Origin of the sequence: Streptomyces sp. ISL-12 (assembly GCF_018614415.1) — a bacterium.
GTDB lineage: Bacteria > Actinomycetota > Actinomycetes > Streptomycetales > Streptomycetaceae > Streptomyces.
Genome location: NZ_JAGGOO010000039.1, coordinates 1 through 23487, shown reverse-complemented (window position 1 = coordinate 23487; position 23487 = coordinate 1). Strand labels below are relative to the sequence as shown.

16 protein-coding genes and 1 pseudogene are annotated in these 23487 nt (G+C 74.1%); 15 read left to right on the top strand and 2 right to left on the bottom strand.

From position 1 onward, the window contains the following. The first annotated feature begins 3 nt into the window (after positions 1-3). From J7I94_RS11290 to J7I94_RS11260, 7 genes are all read left to right on the top strand, one after another. On the top strand, positions 4-1350 hold the full coding sequence (locus J7I94_RS11290) for a carbohydrate ABC transporter permease (protein ID WP_251074985.1): 1347 nt from the start codon (positions 4-6) through the stop codon (positions 1348-1350). Then, positions 1347-2225 carry a carbohydrate ABC transporter permease gene (locus J7I94_RS11285; RefSeq protein WP_215166885.1) on the top strand — a complete coding sequence of 293 codons (879 nt, stop codon included), beginning with the start codon at positions 1347-1349 and terminating at the stop codon, positions 2223-2225. The genes J7I94_RS11290 and J7I94_RS11285 overlap by 4 nt, the downstream gene beginning before the upstream one ends. A gap of 153 nt (positions 2226-2378) precedes the next feature. Beyond that, positions 2379-4808: a bifunctional glycosyltransferase family 2 protein/CDP-glycerol:glycerophosphate glycerophosphotransferase gene (locus tag J7I94_RS11280; protein WP_215166884.1), complete on the top strand. Its 2430-nt coding sequence runs from the start codon at positions 2379-2381 to the stop codon at positions 4806-4808. 241 nt (positions 4809-5049) lie between these two features. Beyond that, the gene (locus J7I94_RS11275) at positions 5050-7287 is read left to right on the top strand and encodes a CDP-glycerol:glycerophosphate glycerophosphotransferase (RefSeq protein WP_215166883.1); all 2238 of its coding nucleotides are present in this window, start codon (positions 5050-5052) and stop codon (positions 7285-7287) included. A gap of 9 nt (positions 7288-7296) precedes the next feature. Next, entirely contained in the window at positions 7297-9522 is a 2226-nt protein-coding gene (locus J7I94_RS11270) for a bifunctional glycosyltransferase family 2 protein/CDP-glycerol:glycerophosphate glycerophosphotransferase (protein WP_215166882.1), read from the top strand. Next, positions 9519-10808 (top strand): glycosyltransferase family 39 protein, encoded by a 1290-nt coding sequence (locus tag J7I94_RS11265; RefSeq protein ID WP_215166881.1) that lies wholly within the window; start codon positions 9519-9521, stop codon positions 10806-10808. Before J7I94_RS11270 ends, J7I94_RS11265 begins: the two co-directional genes overlap by 4 nt. A gap of 92 nt (positions 10809-10900) precedes the next feature. Further along, a complete protein-coding gene (locus J7I94_RS11260) occupies positions 10901-12487 on the top strand; it encodes a hypothetical protein (protein WP_215166880.1) in 1587 nt (528 codons plus the stop codon). Positions 12488-12490: 3 nt separating this feature from the next. Here J7I94_RS11260 and J7I94_RS11255 read toward each other — a convergent pair whose 3' ends face one another. Then, complete coding sequence (locus tag J7I94_RS11255) at positions 12491-12904, bottom strand: organic hydroperoxide resistance protein (RefSeq protein ID WP_215166879.1); 414 nt, start codon at positions 12902-12904, stop codon at positions 12491-12493. Between the two features lie 122 nt (positions 12905-13026). Here J7I94_RS11255 and J7I94_RS11250 point away from each other — a divergent pair, with 122 nt between their 5' ends. The 3 genes from J7I94_RS11250 to galE are packed head-to-tail and all read left to right on the top strand — an operon-like array spanning position 13027 to position 16272. Next, positions 13027-13491: a MarR family winged helix-turn-helix transcriptional regulator gene (locus J7I94_RS11250; protein ID WP_215166878.1), complete on the top strand. Its 465-nt coding sequence runs from the start codon at positions 13027-13029 to the stop codon at positions 13489-13491. 45 nt (positions 13492-13536) lie between these two features. After that, a complete protein-coding gene (locus tag J7I94_RS11245; RefSeq protein ID WP_215166877.1) occupies positions 13537-15168 on the top strand; it encodes a glycosyltransferase family 2 protein in 1632 nt (543 codons plus the stop codon). Positions 15169-15228: 60 nt separating this feature from the next. Beyond that, positions 15229-16272: a UDP-glucose 4-epimerase GalE gene (galE, locus tag J7I94_RS11240; RefSeq protein ID WP_215166876.1), complete on the top strand. Its 1044-nt coding sequence runs from the start codon at positions 15229-15231 to the stop codon at positions 16270-16272. 119 nt (positions 16273-16391) lie between these two features. Here galE and J7I94_RS11235 read toward each other — a convergent pair whose 3' ends face one another. Continuing rightward, a complete protein-coding gene (locus J7I94_RS11235) occupies positions 16392-17018 on the bottom strand; it encodes a TetR/AcrR family transcriptional regulator (RefSeq protein WP_215166875.1) in 627 nt (208 codons plus the stop codon). Positions 17019-17159: 141 nt separating this feature from the next. On the opposite strand from J7I94_RS11235, the gene J7I94_RS11230 reads away from it, so the two are divergent. The 5 genes and pseudogenes from J7I94_RS11230 (at position 17160) to J7I94_RS11210 (ending at position 23477) form a co-directional block, all read left to right on the top strand. Then, positions 17160-18086, top strand: a complete 927-nt coding sequence (locus J7I94_RS11230; RefSeq protein WP_215166874.1) for an ABC transporter permease — start codon at positions 17160-17162, stop codon at positions 18084-18086. Then, positions 18061-18924: pseudogene (locus J7I94_RS11225) on the top strand (ABC transporter ATP-binding protein); the annotation flags it as partial. The gene J7I94_RS11230 and the pseudogene J7I94_RS11225, both read left to right, overlap by 26 nt. A gap of 281 nt (positions 18925-19205) precedes the next feature. Further along, entirely contained in the window at positions 19206-21410 is a 2205-nt protein-coding gene (locus J7I94_RS11220) for a CDP-glycerol glycerophosphotransferase family protein (RefSeq protein WP_215166873.1), read from the top strand. Beyond that, on the top strand, positions 21407-23020 hold the full coding sequence (locus J7I94_RS11215; RefSeq protein WP_215166872.1) for a glycosyltransferase family 2 protein: 1614 nt from the start codon (positions 21407-21409) through the stop codon (positions 23018-23020). Before J7I94_RS11220 ends, J7I94_RS11215 begins: the two co-directional genes overlap by 4 nt. Positions 23021-23099: 79 nt before the next feature. Beyond that, positions 23100-23477, top strand: coding sequence for a nuclear transport factor 2 family protein (locus J7I94_RS11210; protein ID WP_215166871.1), 378 nt, complete (start codon positions 23100-23102; stop codon positions 23475-23477). The last annotated feature ends 10 nt before the right edge of the window (positions 23478-23487 follow it).

Below are 23487 nucleotides of genomic sequence, written 5' to 3'. Positions count from 1 at the left end.
GCGATGGCGTCGACCGCGGCGGCGGGGGCCCCACCGGGCCCCTCCGCTCCCACCTCGCGCAAGAGCGTGACCGGTACGCGCAGGGCCGTGGCGGTGCTGTTCCTGCTGCCCGCCCTGGTGCTGCTCGGCGCGCTCGTGGTCTACCCGATCGGGTACTCGGTCATCCGCTCCTTCTACGACCAGTCCGGCGACGGCTTCGCCGGATTCGACAACTACCAGGCCCTGTTCACCGACGACGGCATCCGCACGGCGCTGAAGAACAACATCATCTGGGTCGTGTTCGCGCCCACGGTCGCCACCGCGCTCGGACTGGTCTTCGCCGTACTGACCGAACGGGTGCGCTGGGGCACGGCGTTCAAGCTGGTCGTCTTCATGCCGATGGCCATCTCGATGCTCGCCGCGGGCATCATCTTCCGCCTGGTGTACGACCAGGACCCGGAGAAGGGCGTCGCCAACGCGGTGTGGGTCGGGGTGCACGACACCTTCGCGCAGGCGTCGGCGTTCCCGAAGGCGCACCCGGGCCGCGAGTCGCCGCTCGAAGCGGCGGGCGGCGGCGCGTTCGTCACCAAGGAGGCCGTCCGGGCCGGTACGCCGGTCGTGCTGCCGCTCGTCGGGGTCGCGCCCGACCAGATGCCGGACGGCGCCGGGACGGCCGCGGCGCCGAGGACCGACCCGGCGAAGGTCACCGGCACCACCTGGCAGGACTTCACCCGCGGCAAGGGCGTCGGCACCCTCAACGAGGTCGACGGCGGCGAACTCGGGTACGCCGGGATGAAGATCGAGGCCGTGAAGGACGGGAAGGTCGTGGCGTCCACCACCGCCGCCGACGACGGCACCTTCACGCTGCCCGCCGCCGCCGACGGGGCACAACTGCGGCTGCCCGCCGACAACTTCAAGGAGCCGTACAACGGCCTGGACTGGCTCGGCCCGTCCCTGGTCACCCCGGCCATCATCGGCTCCTACGTGTGGATGTGGGCCGGGTTCGCGATGGTGCTGATCGCGGCGGGGCTCGCGGGGGTGCCGCGGGAGCTGCTGGAGGCGGCGCGGGTGGACGGCGCCAACGAGTGGCAGGTGTTCCGCCGGATCACCGTGCCGATGCTGGCGCCGGTCCTCGCCGTCGTCACCGTCACCCTGATGATCAACGTGCTGAAGATCTTCGACCTGGTCTTCATCATCGCGCCCGGGTCCTCGCAGGACGACGCCAACGTCCTCGCGCTGGAGCTGTACCGCAAGGGCTTCTCCGAGGACCAGCCGGGCATCGCGAGCGCGATCTCGGTGTTCCTGCTGCTGCTCGTCATCCCGGTGATGTGGTTCAACGTACGGCGGCTGCGGCGGGAGGTGCGGCGATGAGCGCGGAGTCGTTCACGAAACCCCGGCGGTCGCTGGGCTCCCGGCTCGCCGGAGGCGTCAGCGGCGGTCTGGTGCGGGTGGCCCTGATCGTCGTAGGACTGTTCTGGCTGGTCCCGACCATCGGGCTGCTGCTGTCCTCGCTGCGCAGTCCGGAGGACATGGCGGCCGAGGGCTGGTGGAAGGTGTTCAGCGAGCCGTCGCGGCTCACCTTCTCCGCCTACTCCGACCTGCTGGCCAACGGCGACATCACCGACTCGCTCGTCAACACCGTGCTGATCACGGTGCCGGCGACGGTCCTGGTGGTCGTCATCGGCTCGCTGGCGGGATACGCGTTCGCGTGGATGGAGTTCCCGGGGCGCGACTGGTGGTTCCTCGGCGTGGTCGGGCTGCTGGTGGTGCCGGTACAGGTGGCGCTGATCCCGATCGCCGAACTCTTCGGCGCCATCGGCCTGTTCGGTTCGCTGCTCGGCGTGATCCTGTTCCACGTCGGGTTCGGGCTGCCGTTCGCGGTGTTCCTGCTGCGGAACTTCTTCGCCGAGATCCCCCGGGAGCTGCTGGAGGCAGCCCGGCTCGACGGCGCGGGTGAACTGCGGCTGTTCACGCGGGTGGTGATGCCGCTGGGCGGACCGGCCATCGCGAGCCTGGGCATCTTCCAGTTCCTGTGGGTGTGGAACGACATGCTGGTCGCGCTGATCTTCACCGACTCGGGGAACCAGCCGATCACGGTCGCGTTGCAGACGCAGGTACGGCAGTTCGGCAACAACGTCGACGTGCTGGCGCCCGGCGCGTTCATCTCGATGGTGGTCCCGCTGGTCGTGTTCTTCGCGTTCCAGCGGCAGTTCGTGTCCGGGGTGATGGCGGGCGCGGTCAAGTAACCGAGCGGGCAAGGGTGGTCGGGGGCGGGCCGGTCGCGGTCCGCCCCCGGTCGTGGGTGCGGCCGTGGTCCCCCGAATGCCGCAGGCGGCGTAACCAAGTCACTCCATCGGCCGTTCCCGGGCCGAACGCCCGCGCCGACCCATGGATGTCCCGTGCCCAGGTTCAGTGTCATCGTCCCCGCCTACCAGGTCCAGGCGTACCTGCACGCGTGCCTGGAGTCGGTGCTCTCCCAGTCGTTCCCGGACCTCGAACTGATCGCGGTCGACGACGCCTCACCGGACGCCTGCGGCGACATCATCGACGAGTTCGCCGCCCGCGACCCGCGCGTCCGACCCGTCCACCTGCCCGGCAACCAGGGCCTGGGCCCGGCCCGCAACGCCGGGATGTCCCAGGCCACCGGCGACTACCTGGTCTTCCTAGACGGCGACGACACCCTCACCCCGGGCGCGCTGCGGGCGGTCGCCGACCGGCTGAAGGAGACCGGCGACCCGGACGTCCTCGTCTACGACTACGCGCGCACGTACTGGACCGGCGAGACCGTCCGCAACCAGGCCGCCGCCCGCCTCACCGAGGACGGCCCGGCCCCGTTCCGGCTGACCGACCGCCCCGGCCTGCTGAACCTGCTGATGGTGGCCTGGAACAAGACCTGCCGCCGGGAGTTCGTCGAACGCGCCGGCCTCTCCTTCCCGCCGGGCCTGTACGAGGACACCCCGTGGACGTACCCGGTGCTGATGCGGGCGGAGTCGATCGCGACCCTGGACCTGGTCTGCGTGCACTACCGGCAGCGCCGCCGGGGCTCCATCCTGGGCACGCCCAGCGAACGCCACCTCGACGTCTTCGCCCAGTACGACCGGGTCTTCGCGTTCCTGGAGAGCGACCCGGAGCTGGCGCGCTGGCGGCCGGTGCTGTTCCGCCGGATGGCCGACCATCTGGCGGTGGTGTTCTCCCGGCGCGACCGCCTGCCGCGCGGCGTGCGCGCCGAGTTCCTGCGCCGGGCCCGCGCCCAGCTGCGCCGCTACCGCGTCCCCGGCGCCTCCGCCCCGTTGCCCGTCCGGCTGCGGCACGGCCTGCTCCGGCTGGGCCTGCACCGCACCTACCGGGTGCTGCGGCAGGCCTCGGCGGGATGCCGCCGCGTCCTCCGGATCACCGTCAAGGCGTTGCGCGCCGTGCGCTCCGGCGTACTGCGTCTGCACTACCGGACGCAGCGGCTGCTCCCGCTGCGCGCCGACCGCGCGCTCTTCGCCGCGCACGCCGGGTACGTCGCGTACGCCGGGCAGGCCGGGCAGGCCGGGCACGCCGGGCAGGCGAACGGCGGTCACGGCAGTTACGGCGGTCACGGCGACTACAGCGGTTACGACGGCTACGGCGGGTACGACGGCTATGGCGGCTACGGCTGCAACCCGGGCGCGCTGGAGGAGGCGTTCCGGTCCGTCGTGCCGCGGATCCGCACGGCCTGGGTGGCCGCCCCCGCGCTCCACCACACGGTGCCGCCCGGTCCGCGCCGCGTCTCCCCCGGCACCGCCCGCCATCTCACCGAGCTGGCCCGCGCGAAGTACCTGGTGGACAACGCCCCCTTCGACCCGCGGCTGGTCAAGCGCCGGGGCCAGGTGCTGGTCCAGACACAGGCCGGCACCCCGCTGGGCCACGAGGGCCTGGACCGCCAGGAGCGCCCGGCCGCCGCCGGCGGCACCGACTTCGCGGCACTGCTGCGCGACGTCGACCGCTGGGACCACGTGCTGTCCGCCAACCGCCACTCCACCCTGACCTGGCAGCGCGTCCACCCCGGCGCCTACACGGTCGTGGAGTGCGGCCAGCCCCGTACCGACGTCTTCCACCGGGCGACGGCGGCGGACGTGGCCCGGCTGCGGGACGGGCTCGGCATCCCCGAGGACGCGGTCGCCATCCTGTACGCGCCGGCCCGCCGCGACCACCGGCGCACTCAGCGCTTCCCCCTCGACCTGGAGCGCGTCGTGCGCCGCCTCGGCCCGCGCTTCGTGGTGCTGGCCCGGGGCGAGGCCGGACCGGGCGCCGGGGACGCACCGCCCCCGGTCCCGCGCGCCGCCCGGGTCATCGACGTCACCGCTCACCCCCGGCTGCCGTCGCTCTGCCTGGCCTCGGACGTCCTGGTCACCGACTACGCGCCGCTGATGGTCGACTACGCGGTCCTGGACCGGCCGATCGTGCTGCACACCGAGGACCACCAGGCGTACGAGGCGGCCCGCGGCCTCTACATCGACCTGCGCGCCGTCCCGCCGGGCGTGAGCGCCCGCGACGAGGACGAGCTGATCGACGTCTTCGCCACCGGGCACTGGTGCGGATCGCGCGCCGCCCAGCTGCGGTCGGCGTTCCGCGAGCGGTTCTGCCCCTGGGACGACGGCCGCGCCGCCGAACGCGCCGTGCGCCGGATCGTGCTCGGGGAGCGCGCGCCGCTGCCGGTGGTACCCCTCGGCGCCCGTCACCCCGCGCCCGCCCCGCCCCCGCGCACGCCCCTGGTCACCCTGCCGGGGCCGGCCGGTCCCGGCGACGCCGCCTCCGCCTCCGGCGTCTTCCGGCCGCGCCCGCCCCTCTCCGACCGCCGCTGACCACCCCGAACGCCGCCGACCACCCCCCGAACGCCGCCGACCGTCTCTGACCGCTTTTCCCCGGGAGTCCGTATGCCCCGCAACCCGTCCCGGCCCGCTCCGACCCGCCCGCCCGGGCGGCGGCCGACGGGACGGCCCGGCCGCCGCGGCAGGGGCGGAGGCGGCAACTGAGACCCGCGGCGGTGACAGCGAGACCAACGAAGCCAGAACAGCAGCACAGCACGACGACGGAGAGAGCAGCATGCCGCGCTTCAGCATCATCGTCCCGTCCCACGGGGTCGCGGGACGGCTGTCCCAGGCCCTGGACTCGGTGCTCGCCCAGTCCTTCGGCGACTTCGAGCTGATCCCGGTGTGCCGGACACCGGACTGCTCCGCGGCCGACGTGGCCGCCGCCCTCGCCGGGCGGGACTCCCGGGTGGCGCCCGTGCACTCCCCGCCGGCCGACGGCCTGGCCGGGGCGCGCAACACCGGCGTGCGGGCGGCGACCGGCGCCTACCTGCTGTTCCTCGACGGCGACGACGTCCTCGTCCCCGGCGCGCTCGCGGCGCTCGACGCCCGGCTGGCCCGGACCGGCGACGTCGACGTCCTCTACTTCGAGCACGAGCGCACCCCCTGGTGGGAGGGCGAACCGGCCAACCCGGCCGCCCCGCTGCTGACCGGCACGCCCGACGGCGCCTTCGCTCCCGACGCCGCGCCCCGGCTGACCGGCGTCCAGCTCCCGGCGTGGAGCGCCGCCTACCGCCGCGCCTTCCTCACCGAGCACCGGATCGCCTTCCCCGACGGGCACTTCACCGACGTCGGCTTCGGCGGCCTGGTCGCCGCGGAGGCCGAGCGGATGGCGGTGCTGCGCTCCGTCGTCGTACGGCATCTGGTGCGGCGCCAGGGCAGCCGGCTCAACCGGCCCGGCGACCACCACGCCGAGCTGCTCGACCAGGCGGAACGGGTGCTGGCCCGGGCCGCCGGGCCGGCCCTGTCCGACGTACGGCGCGCGGCACTGTTCGAGCAGCTGTTCGCGGCGGTCCTGAAGACGGCCGCCCATCCGCGCCGGCTGCCGTCCGGCCGGGCCGCGTTCTTCCGCCGGGCGAGCGCGCTGTACGCCGCCCACCGCCCGGCCGGTTTCCAGGTGCCCGGCGGCAGCCTCGGGGTGCAGCACCGGCTGCTGGCCCGGGGGGCGTACGCGGCGTTCCGCGCGCTGCGGGGCGCCAACCGGACGCTGACAGCGGCGCGGGGCGCGCTGCCGTACCCGCGCGGGCTGCGCACCCGCCTGCTGTACCGCGCCCACCTGCTCCGCCCGCTCGACCCGAACCTCGCCGTCTACTGCGCGTACTGGGGCCGCGGCTACACCTGCAACCCGGCCGCGATCCACGCCAAGGCCCGCGAACTCGCCCCGCACATCCGCTCGGTGTTCCTGGTGGAGGCCGGTCAGGAGCACACGCTGCCGCCGGACGTCGACCACGCGGTGATCGGCAGCCGCCGGTACTGGGAGGTGCTGGCCCGGGCGACGTACCTGGTCAACAACGCCAACTTCGCGGAGGGCGTGGTCAAGCGCCCCGGCAGCGTCCACCTCCAGACCCAGCACGGCACCCCGCTGAAGAAGATGGGCGTCGACCAGTCGACGTACCCGGTGGTGGCCGCGGCCACCGGCAGCTTCGGCAAGCTGCTGGGCCGGGTGGACCGCTGGGACTTCAACCTCTCCTCGAACCGGCACTCCACCCAGATGTGGGAGCGCGCCTTCCCCGGCTCCTACGAGCACCTGGAGTACGGCTATCCGCGCAACGACGCCTACTACGCGGCGACCGCCGACGACGTGGCGCGCGTCCGCGCGGAGCTGGGCGTCCCCGAGGGGGCGACGGCCGTGCTGTACGCGCCCACCCACCGCGACTGGGAGACCGGGTTCGGCGCCGGCGGCCTGGACCTGGCGGCGTTCTGCGAGGCGGCCGGCGAGAACGTGGTGGTGCTGCTGCGCGCCCACTACTTCTACGACCGGGGGGAGGCGCTGAGCGGCGGCGGCCGGATCATCGACGTGACCGCGCACCGCAGCGCCGAGGACGTCTGCCTGGCCGCCGACGCGCTGGTCACCGACTACTCGTCGATCATGTTCGACTACGCCAACCTGGACCGGCCCATCGTCATCCACGCCGACGACTGGGAGGTCTACCGGGAGACCCGCGGCGTCTACTTCGACCTGCTGGCCGAGCCGCCGGGGCCGGTCGCCCGCACCCCGGAGGAACTGGCCCGGATCTTCCGCGACGGCACCTGGGCGGACGCCGGGTCGGCCGCGCTGCGGGCCGCCTTCCGGGAGCGGTTCTGCGAGTTCGACGACGGGCGGGCCGCCGAGCGCGTGGTGCGCCGGGTGCTCCTGGGCGAGCCGCCGGAGGCGCTCCCGCCGGTCACCCCGCTCGCGGAGCGCACGCCGGCGCCCGCCGCCACGCCCTCGGCCGCCGGCCTCCCCCACGCCCCTCTCGCGCCCCTCTCGTAAGGAGCTGACGTGCCCCGCTTCAGCGTCATCATCCCCTGCTTCAAGGTGCAGGGCTTCCTGCGCGAGTGCCTCGACTCGGTCCTGGAGCAGTCGTACCGGGACATCGAGGTGATCGCCGTGGACGACTGCTCACCGGACGGCAGCGGCGCGATCCTGGACGCGTACGCGGCCCGCGACGACCGGGTGCGGGTGCTCCACCTGCCGGAGAACGTGGGCCTCGGCCCGGCCCGCAACGCCGGGCTGCCGCACGCCACCGGCGACTACCTCCTCTTCCTCGACAGCGACGACACCCTCACCCCGGGCGCGCTGCGCGCGCTGGCCGACCGGCTGGCCGAGACCGACGACCCGGACGTGCTGGTCTTCGACTACGCCCGCACGTACTGGTGGGGCGGCACACGCCGCAACGTCCTCGCCCACGTCCTCGCGGAATCCGCCGACGGCACCTTCACCGCCGCCGAACGCCCGCAGATCCTCGACCTGCTGATGGTGGTGTGGAACAAGGTCTACCGGCGTTCCTTCGTCGAACGGGAGGGCTTCGCCTTCCCGCCCGGCTACTACGAGGACACGCCCTGGACCTTCCCGGTGCTGCTGAGCGCCGGGCGGATCGCGACGCTGGACCGGATCTGCCTGAACTACCGGCAGCGCCGCCAGGGCAGCATCCTGTCCACCACCAGCCGCAAGCACTTCGACATTCACGCCCAGTACGAGCGGGTGTTCGCGTTCGTCGACGCCCGCCCGGAGCTGGCCCGGTGGCGGCCGTTCCTGCACACCAAGATGGGCGAGCACTGTCTGGACATCCTGGCCAAGCCGGACCGGCTTCCCCCGTCCGACCGCGCCGAGTTCTTCCACCGCACCGCCGAACTGTTCCGCGCCCACCGGCCCGAGGGGGCGCGCACCCCGGCGGACCTGCGCGTACTGGAGCGCGGCTACCCGGCGTACGTGGCGCGCAGCCAGGGCGCGCGGGCCGGGCGGGCGCTGGCGCGACGCGCCGCGCGGGTCCATACGGCGGCGGCCGGGCGCCTGCACCGCGCCGGGTCGGCGCTCCGCACGCGCCGCCCCCTCGACCCGGACCTCGCCGTGTACTCGGCCTTCTCGCACCGGGGCGTCCTCGGCGACCCCGCGGCGATCTACCACGAGGCCCGCCGCATCGCCCCGCACCTGCGCGGGGTGTGGGTGCTGCGGGACGAGGAACTGGTGCCGTCGCTGCCGCCCGGCACCGAACACGTGATCCTCGGCAGCGCGGCCTGGCGCCGGGTGACCGAACGGGCCACGTTCTTCGTCAACAACGTCAACTGGCCGGGCACGGTGCCCAAGCGCCCCGGCACCGTCCACATCCACACCCACCAGGGCACCCCGCTGAAGTACATGGGCGCCGACCTGCTCGGCAAGCCCGGCGCCCGGCACGGGCTCGACGTACCGCAGATGCTGCGCCGCGCCGACCGCTGGGACCACAGCCTGGTCGCCAACCTGCACTCGGAGCTGGTCTGGGAGCGGGCCTACCCCTGCCACTTCGCCTCGGCCCGCACCGGCAGCCCCCGCAACGACGTGCTGGTCCGGGCACGGAACGACAAGGCGGCCGGGGCCGGGTTCCGGCTGCGGCACGGCATTCCCGCCGGGCACACGGTCGTGCTGTACGCGCCGACCCGCCGCGACTACCGGCGCGGCGGACACGTCGACCGGATCGACCTGGCCCGGTTCGCCGCCGACCTCGGCGCGGGGCACACCCTCGTGGTCCGGCTGCACCCGTCCCTCGCCACCGGCCCCGCGCGCGGCATGGGCCTGGCCGACCTGCACCGGCGGGGCGTGCTGGTCGACGCCACCGACGAACCGCACGTCGAGGACGTCCTGCTCGCCGCCGACCTCCTGGTCACCGACTACTCCGCCCTGATGTTCGACTACGCCGTCCTGGACCGGCCGGTCGTCGTCCACGCCGACGACCTGGACGCGTACGCGGCCAGCCGCGGCCTGTACTTCGACATCACCGCCGAGCCGCCGGGCCACGTCTCCCGCTCCTACCGGGAACTGGCGTGGCTGCTGGCGTCGGGGACCTGGCGGGACGAGGAGGCGGCGCGGCTGAGGGCGGCGTTCCGGACGCGGTTCTGCGCGTTCGACGACGGGCGGGCCGCCGAGCGGGTGGTGCGCACGATGATGCTGGGCGAGACGATGCCGGGGCCGGTCACCGTGCCCGGGGCCCGCGCGGTGCCGTCCGGCCGCGACCTGCTGACCCCGTCGTGAGGCGGCGTACCGGGGTACGTACGCGGGTACTGCTGCTGGCGCTGCTCTTCGCCCTCCTCCAGCTCGCCAACGTCACCGGCCGGGACACCCCCGACACCAAGAACTACCTCTCCTACGCCCTGAGCCTGTCCGGCGAGGACAAGCGGGGCGCGGCGGCGGGCGCCATCGAGCACTACTGCGCCAGCCGGGCGTCGAGCGCCAAGCGGGCGCAGAGCGTGCACGTGGTCCGCTTCCACCGGGCCGACCCCACCGCCCGGGTGACGGCCGAGTGCCGGGAGCGGGAGTGGCGGAACGTGGAGCGGCGGCTGCGGGCCGGGCAGACCGGCGGGCACACGGTGCCGTTCATGCCGGAGCGGTTCATGCGGATCTTCGAGGCGCGGCCCGGTTATCCGGCGTTCCTGGTGCCGTTCGTGACCGTGCTCGGCGTGACCTGGGGCGTGTGGACGGCGAGCGTCCTGGTCGCGGCGGCCGGCGGGGTACTGGTCTTCCTGATCCTGCGCACCCTCGCCCTCCCGGTACCGCTCGCGCTGACCGGTCAGGCGCTGTACTACGTGCTGCCGTGCGGGGCGGTGGCGATGCGGCCGATGACCGAGGGGCTGCTGATGGCGCTGACGCTGGCGGCGGTGTGGGGCTGCGCGCTGGTGTCGCGTGCGGCGCCGGAGCGGCGGGGGTACTGGCTGGTCGCCGGGGCGCTGGCGCTGCTGTTCACCGTGAAGCACTCGCAGGCGCTGTTCCTCGGCGGATGCCTGGCGGTGGCGGGCGCGGCGGTCGCGCTCCGGCGGGTGCGCCGGGGCGAGGCGCCGGGCCGGGGCGTACTGCGGCTGGCGGGCGCGGGTCTGTGCGCCGCCCTCGCCACCGTCGCCCTCGCCCGCCTCCTGCACTACCCCTCCGAGTCGGAGAGCCTCCAGGACCTGCTGGCCGACCACTTCGCCCGGCCCGACCGGGAGCGTCCGTGGCCGGAGTTCTTCCAGTTGCAGGGCAACTTCTGGACCGAGTGGTCGCGCCGGCAGCTGCGGGAGCCGTTGTTCGTCGCTGCCCTGGCGGCGGGTGCGTGGGGCGCGCTGCGGCGGCCCGCGTTCGGCGCGTTCCTGATCGCGGCGGCGGCCACCGGCATCCTCACCCAGGCCGGGCACCCGGACATCAACATCTGGGGCGGCCGGCTGATCGTGCTGGCCTGGCTGCTGCCGGTGGTGGGGCTGCCGCTGCTGCTGGAGCCGGTGGTGCGCGGCCGGGTCGCGGTCCCCGCGCAGGGCCAGGTCGGCCGGGCGGCCCCGGCGGCCAACTGACCGTCACTCGATGCGGTGACGGCGGGTCATGCCGTTGACCCGACCGGGAACATACGGCAAATGCCCCAGACGCTCCCCACCCCGTTCCTCCGGTGAGCGCCGGAGTCCTCGTCCGGCGGGCCGCGCACGGTGCCACGGCGCTGCGCGGCGGCCGCGTCTGGCGCCCCACCCCCTACCAGGCGGCCGGTTTCCTGTTCTGGCTGGTGGTGTCGCTGGCGTACTGGCGGGTGCCGCTGTGCTGCGACGCCGGCCAGCACGCGGCGGTGGTCGAACGCCTCAAGGCCGACCTGTTCCACCCCCGCCACCCGATGGCCGACCTGCCCGGCGCGGGCAGCGCGTACTACTCGCCGTACGCGCTGGCGCAGGGCGTCGCCGCCCGGCTCACCGGGCTGGGCGGCTGGGAGGTGGTGCGGCTGGCCGGCCCGCTGAACCTGCTGGTGCTGCTGACCGGCGTCAACCGCTTCGTCCGGACGCTGACCCCCCGCCCCTGGGCGCCGGTGCTGGCCCTGGTGGCGATGACCCTGCTGTGGGGCACCGAGCGGGCCTGGTGGAGCGGCTACCTCGGGCTGATGTCCATGACGGGCAACCTCGGCTATCCCTCCACGTTCGCCATCGGGCTCACCTTCTGGGCCTGGGCCCTGACCGGGGCACGGGCCCGGGACACCCGCCGGGTGCGCTGGGTCGGCCCCGGCGGCCTGCGCGGCCTGCCCGGGTACGCCGCCCTGGGCGTGCTGTACGGGCTGGTCCTGCTGATCCACCCGATCACGTCGGTGGCGGCGGTACTGGGCGCGGTCGCCCTGGTCGCGGGGTGGCAGCCGCGCCGGCCGGGGCCGGGCCGCTCGGCGGTGCCGGTGCTGGGCCGCTGGGCGCTGACCGGCGTGACGGCCGCGCTGACCGGCGCGGTGTGGCCGTACTTCGACGTGTTCGCGCTGGCCGGGAACGACAGCGTGGACGCGGTGCACCGCACGCTGTACGCGCACCTCGCCGGGGAGTTCTGGCTGGCCGTGGTGGTGGGGCTGCCCGCGCTGTGGCGGCGCGGGCGCCGTTCGCCCCGGGACCCGCTGGTCCTGATGTTCGCCCTGGACTGCCTGGTGGTGGCGTACGGCCGGCTCAGCGGCCACTACACCTACGGCCGCGTCCTGGGCCTGACCCTGGTGCCGCTCCAGTTCGCGCTCGCGGTGGAGCTGGCGGCGCCCCGGCCGTGGAGCGCGGCGCGGCGCGTCCTGGGGTGGGCGGCGGCGGCCGGTACCGCCCTCGGCTTCCTCACCGTCCACGCGGGGGCGCTGGTCCCGGCCGGCTTCCCGCAGCCGCCGAGCTGGCCGGCGTACGGCTGGGCGGCCCGGCACATCGGCCCCGGCGAGGTGGTGATCACCGACGGGTACTACGCCGGCCACGCCATCGCCGGGTACGGGCCGAACCTCGCCGCGCCCGCCTGGCCGGACCCCTCCCTGGACGAACGGGAGCGCGAGCGGCGCGAGGCGGACGTGGCGAGGTATCTGGACCGGGACGCGACCCGCGCCGAGCGCGCCGCCGTCGTCCGCCGCTACCGCGTGCGCTGGCTGCTGCTGACCCGCTGGCGGCCGGTGCCCGAGGAGGCGGTGGTGGTGGCGTGGAGCGAGCGGACGGGGGAGGTGCTGGCGCGGGTCGGGTCCCCGGGGCCGGGACCGGGGGCCCGGTAGGCGTTACTCGATGACCAGCTCGACCGGGATGTTGCCGCGGGTGGCGTTGGAGTAGGGGCAGACCTGGTGGGCCTGCTCGACCAGCTTGCGGCCGGTCTCCTGGTCGACGGTGTCGGGCAGCTCCACGCGCAGGGTGACGGCCAGCGCGAAGCCCTCGCCCTCCTTGCCGATGCCGACCTCGGCGGTCACCGCGGCGTCGGTGACGTCGACCTTGGCGGCGCGGCCCACGGCACCGAGGGCGCTGCCGAAACAGGCGGCGTACCCGGCGGCGAAGAGCTGCTCCGGGTTGGTGCCCTTGCCGTCGCCGCCCATCTCGACCGGAAAGCCGAGCGCGAGGTCCAGCTTGCCGTCGGAGCTGACGGCGCGGCCGTCACGACCGTGGGTGGCGGTGGCCACGGCGGTGTAGAGCGGGTTCATGGAGAACATCCCTCCAGGAGAGTCCGGGTCGGGTCCGGGTCTTGTGATCTCGTACGACGAACAGTGAAGCACACAATTAAGTTGGGCACAACCAAATCACGTCTCATGGTTACCCTGGAGACATGACCACGCCCGCACCCCCGGCCGACTGGCTCCGCCTCGACCAGCAGATCTGCTTCTCCCTGAACGCCGCCTCGCGCGCCTTCGGCGGCGTCTACCGGGTGATCCTCAAGGACCTCGGGCTCACCTATCCGCAGTACCTGGTGATGCTGGTGCTGTGGGAGCACGGCGAGCTGCCGGTGAAGCGGCTGGGCGAGCACCTGAGGCTCGACTCGGGCACCCTGTCGCCGCTGCTCAAGCGGCTGGAGTCGGCCGGTCTGGTCCGGCGCGAGCGCAGCGCCCACGACGAACGGTCGGTCCAGGTGCGGCCCACCGAGGAGGGCCTGGCGCTGCGCGAGCGGGCGCTGGAGGTGCCCCGCCGGATCGCCGCGGCCACCGGCTTCGACCTGGCGGAGATCCAGGACCTGCGGTCCCGTCTGGACCGCCTGACGACCGCCCTGGACCGGGCGACGGCCGACGGCGCCTGATCCGGAGCGGCGAGCGGGAAGGCACAGCGGGCGTTTTACTGTGATATGCCCGCATGCTCCCCTCCTCCGTCCCAGCAGGTCGGCGTCGTCGTCATCGGATACCAGGACGCGGCCCATGTGACCGACGCCGTACGCTCCGCGCTGGCGCAGGGCGCCGTGGTCCGCGAGGTCGTCGCGGTGGACGACTGCTCGGCCGACGGCAGCGCGGAACTGCTCGGCCGGCTGGCCGCGGCGGAGCCCCGGCTCCGGGTGCTGCGCCGGCCGGCCAACAGCGGCGGCTGCGGCACCCCGCGCAACACCGGGCTGGCCGCGGTGACCGCGCCGTACGTGATGTTCCTGGACAGCGACGACGTGCTGCCGCCGGGCGCGGTGGACGCGCTGCTCGGCGCGGCCGTCGAGGAGCGCGCGGAGGTGGTGAGCGGGCTGTGTGTGCGCCGGGAGCTGCCCTCGGGGCGCGAGGTGCCGTGGCAGGCGCCGCTGTACGCGACGCGCACCGTGGTCGCGCACCCCGCCCGGCGCCCCCGCCTGGTCCACGACACCCTCTGCGTCAACAAGCTCTACCGCACCGCCTTCCTCCGCCGGCACGGCATCCGCTTCCCCGACGGCCGCTTCCCCTACGAGGACTTCGTCTTCACCGCGCGCGTCCTCGCCGCCGGCCCCCGCGTCGCGCTCGTCCCCGACCCGGTCTACGTCTGGCACGTACGCCGGTCCGCCGAGCGCCTGTCGATCTCCCTGGACCGCGCCGACGTGAGCAACTGGCGGGCCCGCACGCACGCGTGCCGGACGGCGTACGACATCCTGCTCGCCGCCGGGCAGAAGCGGCTGGCACGGGCGGCCCGCGCCAAGTTCCTCGACCACGAGCTGCGGATGTACGTCCGCGAGCTGGAGGTACGGGACGTGCGCTACCGGCGCGCGTGGTGGGCGCACACCCGGGCGTACCTCGCGGAGTACGACGCGGCCGACTGGACCCGCTCCCCGACCGCGCCGGGCCGCCTGATCGGCCGGGTGATCCTGGCCTCCCCCGAGCCGCGCGACCTGCCCCGCCTGCGGGAACTGGCGGCCCGCCCGGCCCGGCTGCTCCCGCCGTACCCGACGGGGTCCGACGGCCTCCCCGTCTGGTCGCAGGACCTCCCCCAGGTCACGCTGGAGCCCCTCCTCACCCGCCCGGTCCGGCTGCTGCCCCTGGCGGCGGACGCGGAACTGCGCCCGTCCGCGCGGGGCACGCGGCTGTCGCTGCGGCTGCACGAGCTGTACGGCCGGGTGGAGCGGGCCGGCGGTCCGGTGGCCGTCGAGGCGCAGTGGCGGCGACGGGAGGACGGGCGGTGCGGGGGGCGGCGTACGGCGGTGTTCGGACCACCGGAACGGTCCGCACCACGGGCCGGCGGTGCGGTCTGGCCGGTCGGCGTCACGGTCGACCCCGCCGCCCTCGGCGCCGGCACCTGGGAGCTGCGGCTGCGCCTGCGCTTCCGGGACGGCACGGCGCGCGAGGTGACGGCGCACGCCCGCGCGGACCTGCCCGGCCATCTGCGCCGTCGCGCCCTGCCCAGCACCCGGCACGGCATCGTGCTCGTCCAGCCGTACGCCACGCACTCCGGCGCACTGGCGCTGCGGGTGGCGCCCGGGGCGCGGGGTGTGGCGACGGTGGTACGCGGCAGGCTCCGGCGCCTGCTTCACTGAGAGGCGACCACTGGAGAGGCGACCACTGCCACTCAGGCAACTGACGAGGGGACGGCCACCATGACCTGGCTGATCACCGGCGGCGCCGGCTACATCGGGGCGCACGTCGTACGGGCGATGACCGAGGCGGGCGAGCGGACCGTGGTGTACGACGACCTGTCCTCCGGCGTCGCCGCCCGGCTGCCCGCCGGCGTGCCCCTCGTCGAGGGCTCGGTCCTGGACGCCGGCCGGGTCCGCCGCACCCTGGCCGACCACGGCGTCACCGGCGTGGTCCACCTGGCGGCGAAGAAGCAGGTCGGCGAGTCGGTGGAGCGTCCGCTGCACTACTACCGGGAGAACGTCGAGGGCCTGCGCGTCCTGCTGGAGGCGGTGACGGAGGCGGGCGTGTCCTCCTTCGTCTTCTCGTCCTCGGCGGCCGTGTACGGGATGCCGGACGTGGACCTGGTCACCGAGCAGACCCCCTGCGTCCCCATGTCGCCGTACGGCGAGACCAAACTCGCGGGCGAGTGGCTGGTCCGGGCGACCGGGCGGGCGACGGGGCTGTCGACGGCGTCCCTGCGCTACTTCAACGTCGCGGGCGCCGGCGCCCCCGAGCTGGCGGACACCGGCGTGCACAACCTCGTCCCGATGGTCTTCGAGAAGCTGACGGAGCACGCGCCCCCGCGCATCTTCGGCGACGACTACGCCACCCCGGACGGCACCTGCGTCCGGGACTACATCCACGTGATGGACGTGGCGGAGGCCCACGTGGCGGCGGCCCGCGCGCTCCAGGCGTCCCCGGGCCGCGACCTCACCCTGAACATCGGCCGGGGCGAGGGCGTCTCCGTCCGCGAGATGATCGACCGGATCAGCACCGTCACCGGCTACGGCCTCCCCCCGACGGTCGACCCGCGCCGCCCCGGCGACCCGGCCAGCGTCGTCGCCTCGGCCGACCGCGCCGCCGCCGAACTGGGCTGGAAGGCCAAGTACGACGTCCAGGACATGATCACCTCGGCGTGGGCGGGCTGGGTGGCACTGCGCCCGGAGGCGGCTCGGGGGGACGGGGCGACCGGAGCGACCGGAGCGACCGGAGCGACCGGGGCGACCGGGGCGACCGGAGTCTGAGAGTCCATCCCGGCCCGCGGCACGTCCGCACGACGAGCCCGCGCTCGCTCCAGCCGGGGCGTTCGCCCGCCCGCCCCGGCTGAAAACCGGGGCGCGCACGCCCCCTCACCCCGCCCCGCTCACAACGCCTTCAGCGCCGCCGCCGTAGCCCGGGTCAGCGCCCCCAGGTACCCCTTCGGCGGCTTGGGCCCCCTGATCACCACCGACCGCCAGTACAGCGGTCCGGAGATCAGGTCCAGCGCCAGGTCGTGGTCGAAGCCCGCGCGGATCTCGCCGCGCCGCCGCGCCGCCGCCAGGATCGAGCTGGCGACCCCGTCCTGCCCCTCCCGCAGCGCCTTCCGCATGGCCTCGGCGATGTCCGGGTTGCGGGCCGCCTCCGCCTGGAGGTCGGGGATGATCTGCGAGGCGACCGGGTGCCGCAGCGCCCTGGACGTCACCTCGTAGAGCAGCCGCAGATCGCCCTCCAGCGTGCCCGTGTCCGGCGCGGGCAGCCCCTGCACGGCCAGCGCCGAGACGATGTCGAGCACCAGGTGCAGCTTGGAGCGCCAGCGCCGGTACACCGCCGTCTTGCCCACCCCCGCGCGGCGCGCGATCCCCTCGATGGACATCCGCGCGTACCCGACGGCCGCGAGTTCCTCGAAGACGGCCGCCCGGATGGCCTCCGTCACGTCCGCCCGCAGTACGGCGGCCCCGGCGGGGGCCCTGCGGCGCGGACGTGGCTGAGGCTCGTCGGCGTTGGTCGTCATACGCCCCAAGCATAGGGGCGTGAGGACGAAACGGTTGCGTTCCGACGTCAATTCGGCCTAGTCTCCCGTTGCGACGATACGGTCCCGTCCCGACGTAGCACCGCGACTACTCACCCCTCCCCCCGAGTGAAAGCAGCGGATGTGAGCCAGGTCCTCCACACACCGCCCCCGCCGACCGCCCCGTCACCGGCCGGCACCGAAGACCTCGCGGCCCTCGCCGTCCGCCACGGCCTGTCGGTCAGCGGCGCCCGCCCCTCCCTGCCCGACTACGTGCGCCGGCTGTGGGCCCGCCGGCACTTCATCGGCGCCTTCTCCACCGCCAAGCTCACCGCCCAGTACAGCCAGGCCAAACTGGGCCAGGTCTGGCAGGTCATGACGCCGCTGCTGAACGCGGCGGTGTACTTCCTCATCTTCGGCGTGCTGCTGCAGACCAAGAAGGGCGTGCCGGACTACGTCCCGTTCCTGGTCACCGGCGTGTTCATCTGGACCTTCACGCAGAGTTCGATCATGGCGGGCACCAAGGCGATCTCCGGCAACCTCGGCCTGGTGCGGGCCCTGCACTTCCCGCGCGCCGCGCTGCCGGTCTCCTTCTGCCTCCAGCAGCTCAAGCAGCTGCTGTACTCGATGGCCGCCCTGGTCGTCATCCTGCTGGCCTTCGGTGTGCCGCCGGCCGCCTCCTGGGTGCTGGCGATCCCGGTCCTGGTGCTCCAGTTCACCTTCAACGCCGGCGTCGCGATGATCATGGCCCGGCTGGGTTCCAAGATCCCCGACATCGCCCAGCTGATGCCGTTCGCGCTGCGCACCTGGATGTACGTCTCCGGTGTGATGTGGAGCATCGACCAGCTCATCGCCAAACACGGCGACCTGCCGTCCTGGGTCGGCCCGGTTCTCCAGGCCAACCCCGCCGCCGTCTACATCGACCTGATGCGCTTCGCCCTGATCGACACCTTCCACGCGAGCCAGCTCCCCTCGCACGTGTGGGCGCTCGCGCTGGGCTGGGCCCTGCTCGCCGGGATCGGCGGCTTCATCTACTTCTGGAAGGCTGAGGAGACCTACGGCCGTGGCTGAGCACACTGACGAGCGCGTTCCCACCGTCATCGCGGACGGCGTCGACATCGTCTACCGGGTCAACGGCACCGGCGCGGGACGGGGCAGCGCCACCGCCGCCCTCAACCGGATCGTCCGCCGCAAGCAGACCGAGAAGGCGTCCGGCGTCCGCAAGGTGCACGCCGTGCGGAACGTGTCCTTCGCCGCGTACCGGGGCGAGGCCATCGGCCTGATCGGCACCAACGGCTCCGGCAAGTCGACGCTGCTCAAGGCCGTCGCCGGCCTGCTGCCGGTGGAGAACGGCAAGATCTACACCGACGGCCAGCCGTCCCTGCTGGGCGTCAACGCCGCCCTGATGAACGACCTCACCGGCGAGCGCAACGTGTACCTCGGCGGCCTCGCGATGGGCATGTCCCGGGAGCAGATCAAGGAGCGCTACCAGGAGATCGTCGACTTCTCCGGCATCAACGAGAAGGGCGACTTCATCACCCTCCCGATGCGCACGTACTCCTCCGGCATGGCCGCCCGCCTGCGCTTCTCCATCGCCGCCGCCAAGGACCACGACGTCCTCCTCATCGACGAGGCCCTCGCCACCGGAGACCGCTCCTTCCAGAAGCGCTCCGAGGCCCGCATCCGCGAGCTGCGCAAGCACGCGGGCACGGTGTTCCTGGTGAGCCACAGCAACAAGTCGATCCGCGACACCTGCGACCGGGTGCTGTGGCTGGAGCGCGGCGAGCTGCGCATGGACGGCCCGACGGACGAGGTGCTCAAGGAGTACGAGGCGTTCACCGGCGGCCCCGACAAGGCACGGCCGAAGCCGAAGCCCAAGCCGAAGCCGAAGACCGCCCCGAAGCCGGCCCCGGAGACCGACGCGACCGCTCCGAAGACGGCCCCGGAGACCGACAGGACCGCCCAGAAGACGGCCCCCGAGACCGACACGACCGCCCAGAAGCCGGATCCCGCCTCCGACTCGAAGCCGGACCCCGCCTCCGCCCCGAAGACGGACCCCACCCCCGACCCCAAGGCGGCCACCTCGGTTCCCTCGTGAGGCGCAGCCCGGCTTAACCCTTCCGTCCGTTCGATGCCACTATGTCCGGACAGGTGTGCCGGGGAGCGTCGCTGACGAAGGAGACCACCGAGATGCCCGAACTCAGTGTCGTCGTCCACGGGCCCGATACCCAGGACCACCTGACCGGGCTCCTCGCCTCCCTGGCCGCCCACCCGCACCCGGACACCGAGGTCGTCGTCGCCGCCGTCGGCGACTGGGCGCGGGAGGCGGCCGAGCGGCACACCCCCGCCGTCGAGGTGGTGCCGCTGCCGGACGGGACGGACGGGGCCGCGTCCCGGGCGGCGGGGGCGGCCCGGGCGACGGGCCGCTGGCTGCACTTCGTCCGCGCCGAGGACGGGCTCCCCGCCGGCGCCCCGCGCACCGTCGCCGAGCACACCGCCGCCCTGCCCGACCAAGCCGACGTCCTCCTCCTCGACCACGTCCGCTCGACCTGGCGGACCTCCGGCCTCCCCTCCCCCGACGGCCCCCTGCTGGCCCGGGCGGGCCGCGCCGGCCGCGCCCCACTCGCCCTCGACGAGCACGCGCCCCTGCTGAGGGCGGCCCCGCTGCTCGGCACCCGGGTGGTCCGGGCCGCGTTCTGGCGGGCGCACGCGCAGTTCCTGACGTCGGGCCGCGACGAGCCGTTCGCCGCCCGCGCCGCGCTGCTCCTCGCCGACCGGGTCGCCACCCTGCCGCACCCCGCGTACGAGCACCGCCCGCCGCGCCCCGAGAGCCTCCCGCCGGTCACCGCCGAGCAGCACTACGCCCTGGTCGACCGCTACGAGGCGCTGCTCGATCTCGCCCGCGGCCGGCCGGCCCCGTACGCCGTGCTCTACGACCTGATGGTCCGCGACTGCCTGCGCACCTTCGTCCGTACCGCGATGCCCGAGCCCGTCGCCCGCGAGTTCTTCCGCCGCGCCTCGCTGGCCGCCCTGCGCCGCCGCCCCGAGGGGTACCTGCGCCCGCCCGGCCCGGAGGGCCTGCGCCGCTCGCTGCTCGAAGAGGGCGCCTACACCAAGTACCGCGCCTTCCAGGCCGCCAACAAGGCCCGCCGCGCCGTCCGCGGGACCGTCCGCACCCGCCGCCGCCAGGCCGCCGCCCTGCTCCGCGACCACCACTACCGCCGCGCGCTCACCGCCCCGGCCGACCCCCGTCTCGCCGTCTTCTCGGCGTACTGGAACCGCGGCGTGGCCTGCAACCCGGCCGCGATCGCCGCCAAGCTCGGCGAACTCGCCCCGTGGATCCGCCCGGTGTGGGTGGTGAACGCCGCCGACGCCGCCCTGCTGCCGCCCGGCACCGACCACGTCGTCCCCGGCACCCGCCGCTGCGCGGAGGTGCTGGCGAGCGCCACGTACCTGGTCAACAACGTCAACTTCCCCAACTCCGTGGTCAAACGCCCGGACGCGGTCCACCTCCAGACCCACCACGGCACGCCGCTCAAGCGCATGGGCCTGGACCAGCTGCCCTACCCGGCCGCCGCCCGGGGCCTCGACTTCCAGGCCCTGCTGGAACGCGTCGACAAATGGGACTTCAGCGTCAGCGCCAACAGCCACTCCACCCGCATGTGGCGGCGGGCGTACCCGTCCCGCTGGGTCTCCCTGGACCACGGCTATCCGCGCAACGACGTCTACTACACCGCCCGCGCCGCCGACATCCGCGCGATCCGCGCCCGCCTGGGCATCGCCCCCGGCCGCCGCGCCGTCCTGTACGCCCCCACCCACCGCGACTACGAGGCCGGCTGGACCCCCCGCCTGGACCTCGCCGCCCTCGCCGGCCACCTTGGCGAGGAAACGGTTCTCCTGGTCCGCGCCCACTACTTCTACGGCTCCGCCCCCTCCCCCCTCACCGGCCTGCGCCGCACCGGACGCGTCATCGACGTCTCCCCCTACGAGCCCGTCGAGGACCTGTGCCTGGCCGCCGACGCCCTGGTCACCGACTACTCGTCGATCATGTTCGACTACGCCAACCTGGACCGCCCGATCGTCATCCACGCCGACGACTGGGAGATCTACCGGGAGACCCGCGGCGTCTACTTCGACCTCCTGGCCGAGCCGCCCGGCCCGGTCGCCCGCACCCAGGCCGACCTGACGGAGATCCTCACCACCGACGCCTGGCGCGACGCGACCGCGACGAAGGCGCGGGCCGCCTTCCGCCGCCGCTTCTGCGAGTACGACGACGGACGCGCCGCCGAACGCGTCGTACGCCGGGTCTTCCTCGGCCAGGACGAGGACGCGCTGCCCCCGGTGCCGCCCCTGGCGGAACGCACCCCGGCGCCGACCCCCGAGGAGGCCGCGTGACCCGCCCCGACGTCACCGTCACCGTCATCGTCCACAACGACGCCGAACGCCTGCCCAGGGCCGTCGCCTCCGTCCGCCGCCAGACCCACGCCGACCTGGAGATCGTCATCAGCGACGACCACTCCACGGACGACACCCCGGCCGTCGCCCGCGCCCTGGCCGCCGAGGACCCCCGGATCCGCTACGTCCGCCTGCCCGGGAACAGCGGCGGCTGCAGCGCCCCGCGCAACCGCGGCATCGAACTCTCCCGCGCCCCGTACCTGATGTTCCTGGACAGCGACGACGAACTCCCCGAACGCGCCGTCGAGACCCTGCTCGCCGCCCACCGCGCCCGCGACCTCGACTTCGCGATGGGCGCGGTGCGCCGGATCCGCGTCGACAACGGCCGCCGCTCCACCTGGATGCCGCACCTGGTCGCCGAACACCGCACCCTCGACGGCATCGAGGCCGACCCGCGCCTCTTCTTCGAACACCTCGCCACCAGCAAGATGTACGCTCGCGCCTTCCTCGACCGACACCACCTCCGCTTCCCCGAGGGCATCCACTACGAGGACCAGCTCTTCTCGGCCCAGGCGTACTGCCTGGCCAAGACGTTCACGATCGTCCCGGAGCCGGTCTACCTCTGGTACATCGCCCCGTACGCCGCCCCCGCCGCCGCCTCCCTCTCCAACCAGCGCGACCGGCTGACCAACGTCGCCGACCGCATCCACGTACAACGCCTGATCGACGCGTTCCTCGCCGAGAGCGGGCACGAGTCGCTGCGGGAGGACAAGGACCACAAGTTCCTCAAGCACGACTTCCGGATGTACGCCGGTGACCTGCCCTACCGCGACGAGGCGTGGCTCGCCTCCTTCGCGGACCTCGTCGTCCCGTACCTGGACACGCTCACGCCGGGGGCGTACGCCCGGCTGCCGCGCGCCGAACGGGTCGTCGTCCAGCTCGTCCGCGACCGGCGGTTCGCCGACGCCCGGCAGGCCGCGCGGGGCCTGGGGCACGACGTGGCACCCCGGCACGTCACGACCGGCCCCGACGGCCGGACGTACTGGGGCGACCGGGTTCCGGAGGGCGCCGCGGCCCGCCGCGAGCTGGACCTCACCGACCTGGAACTGGACACCCGGCCGTTCTTCGACGCCCGGTTCCGGCACGAGATCACGGACGTCGGCCGGGGCCCCGGCGCCTCGGTCGACCTGACCGTCCGCACCTACGACCCGGCCCTGCGCCTCCCGGTCGGCCCCCAGCGCGCCGCCCTCCTCCTCACCCCGGGCAGACACCGGATGACGGTCCCCTTCCGCCTCTCTCCCCTCCGCCCCGGCGTCTTCGAGGGCCGCGTCCGCCTGGACCTGGCGGCGGCCCGCCTGCCCTTGTGGGGCTTCGACGGCGTACGGCATCCTGTGCTCCGCCTCCGCCACGAGGGCCGTGCCCACACGGGCCCCCTCCTGGCCCCGCCGGCCTTCCCGCCCTTCACGGCCCGCGTCCCCTACCGCTCCGGCACCACACCCCACCGGCTCACCGTCGAACCGGAGGGCCACAGCCCGGGCCGCCTCCAGCTCCGCTGGGAGCCGGTGGGCGCGACGGCGGTGCTGCGCCCACTGGTCCACCGCCTGCGCTGACCGGGAGGGTCCACCGTGCCCGGGCCGGGCGGCGCTCGCGCGACGGCCGTCGGTACGAGGGGGCTGGTATTACTGGTGCATGCGTGAAGAGGCCGCACAGTCCGCGATCGACACGTTCATCTCGGCGTTCAACGCCTCCGACGACAGCTATGTGACGGGACTGCTCTCTCAGGCTCTGACCTCGGATGTCATCTTCTGGGGGCCGTTGGGACGCAGTGCGGGGATCGAGGCGGTCGAACGGTTCGTGCTGGACATCCGGCGCCACCCGGCGGGGGCCGGCACGATGGTGCGCTGCTCGGCGGTGGACATGCCGGACGAGTGGGCCCGGTACCGATGGGTCTTCACCACTCCGGACGGAGGCCCCCGCCTGACGGGCACGGACGTCGTCCATCTGCGGCGGAACCTCATCGACCAGGTCATCGTCTTCGCGGGCGAGATCAAGCCGGCGTCCGCCTGAGCCGTCCGAC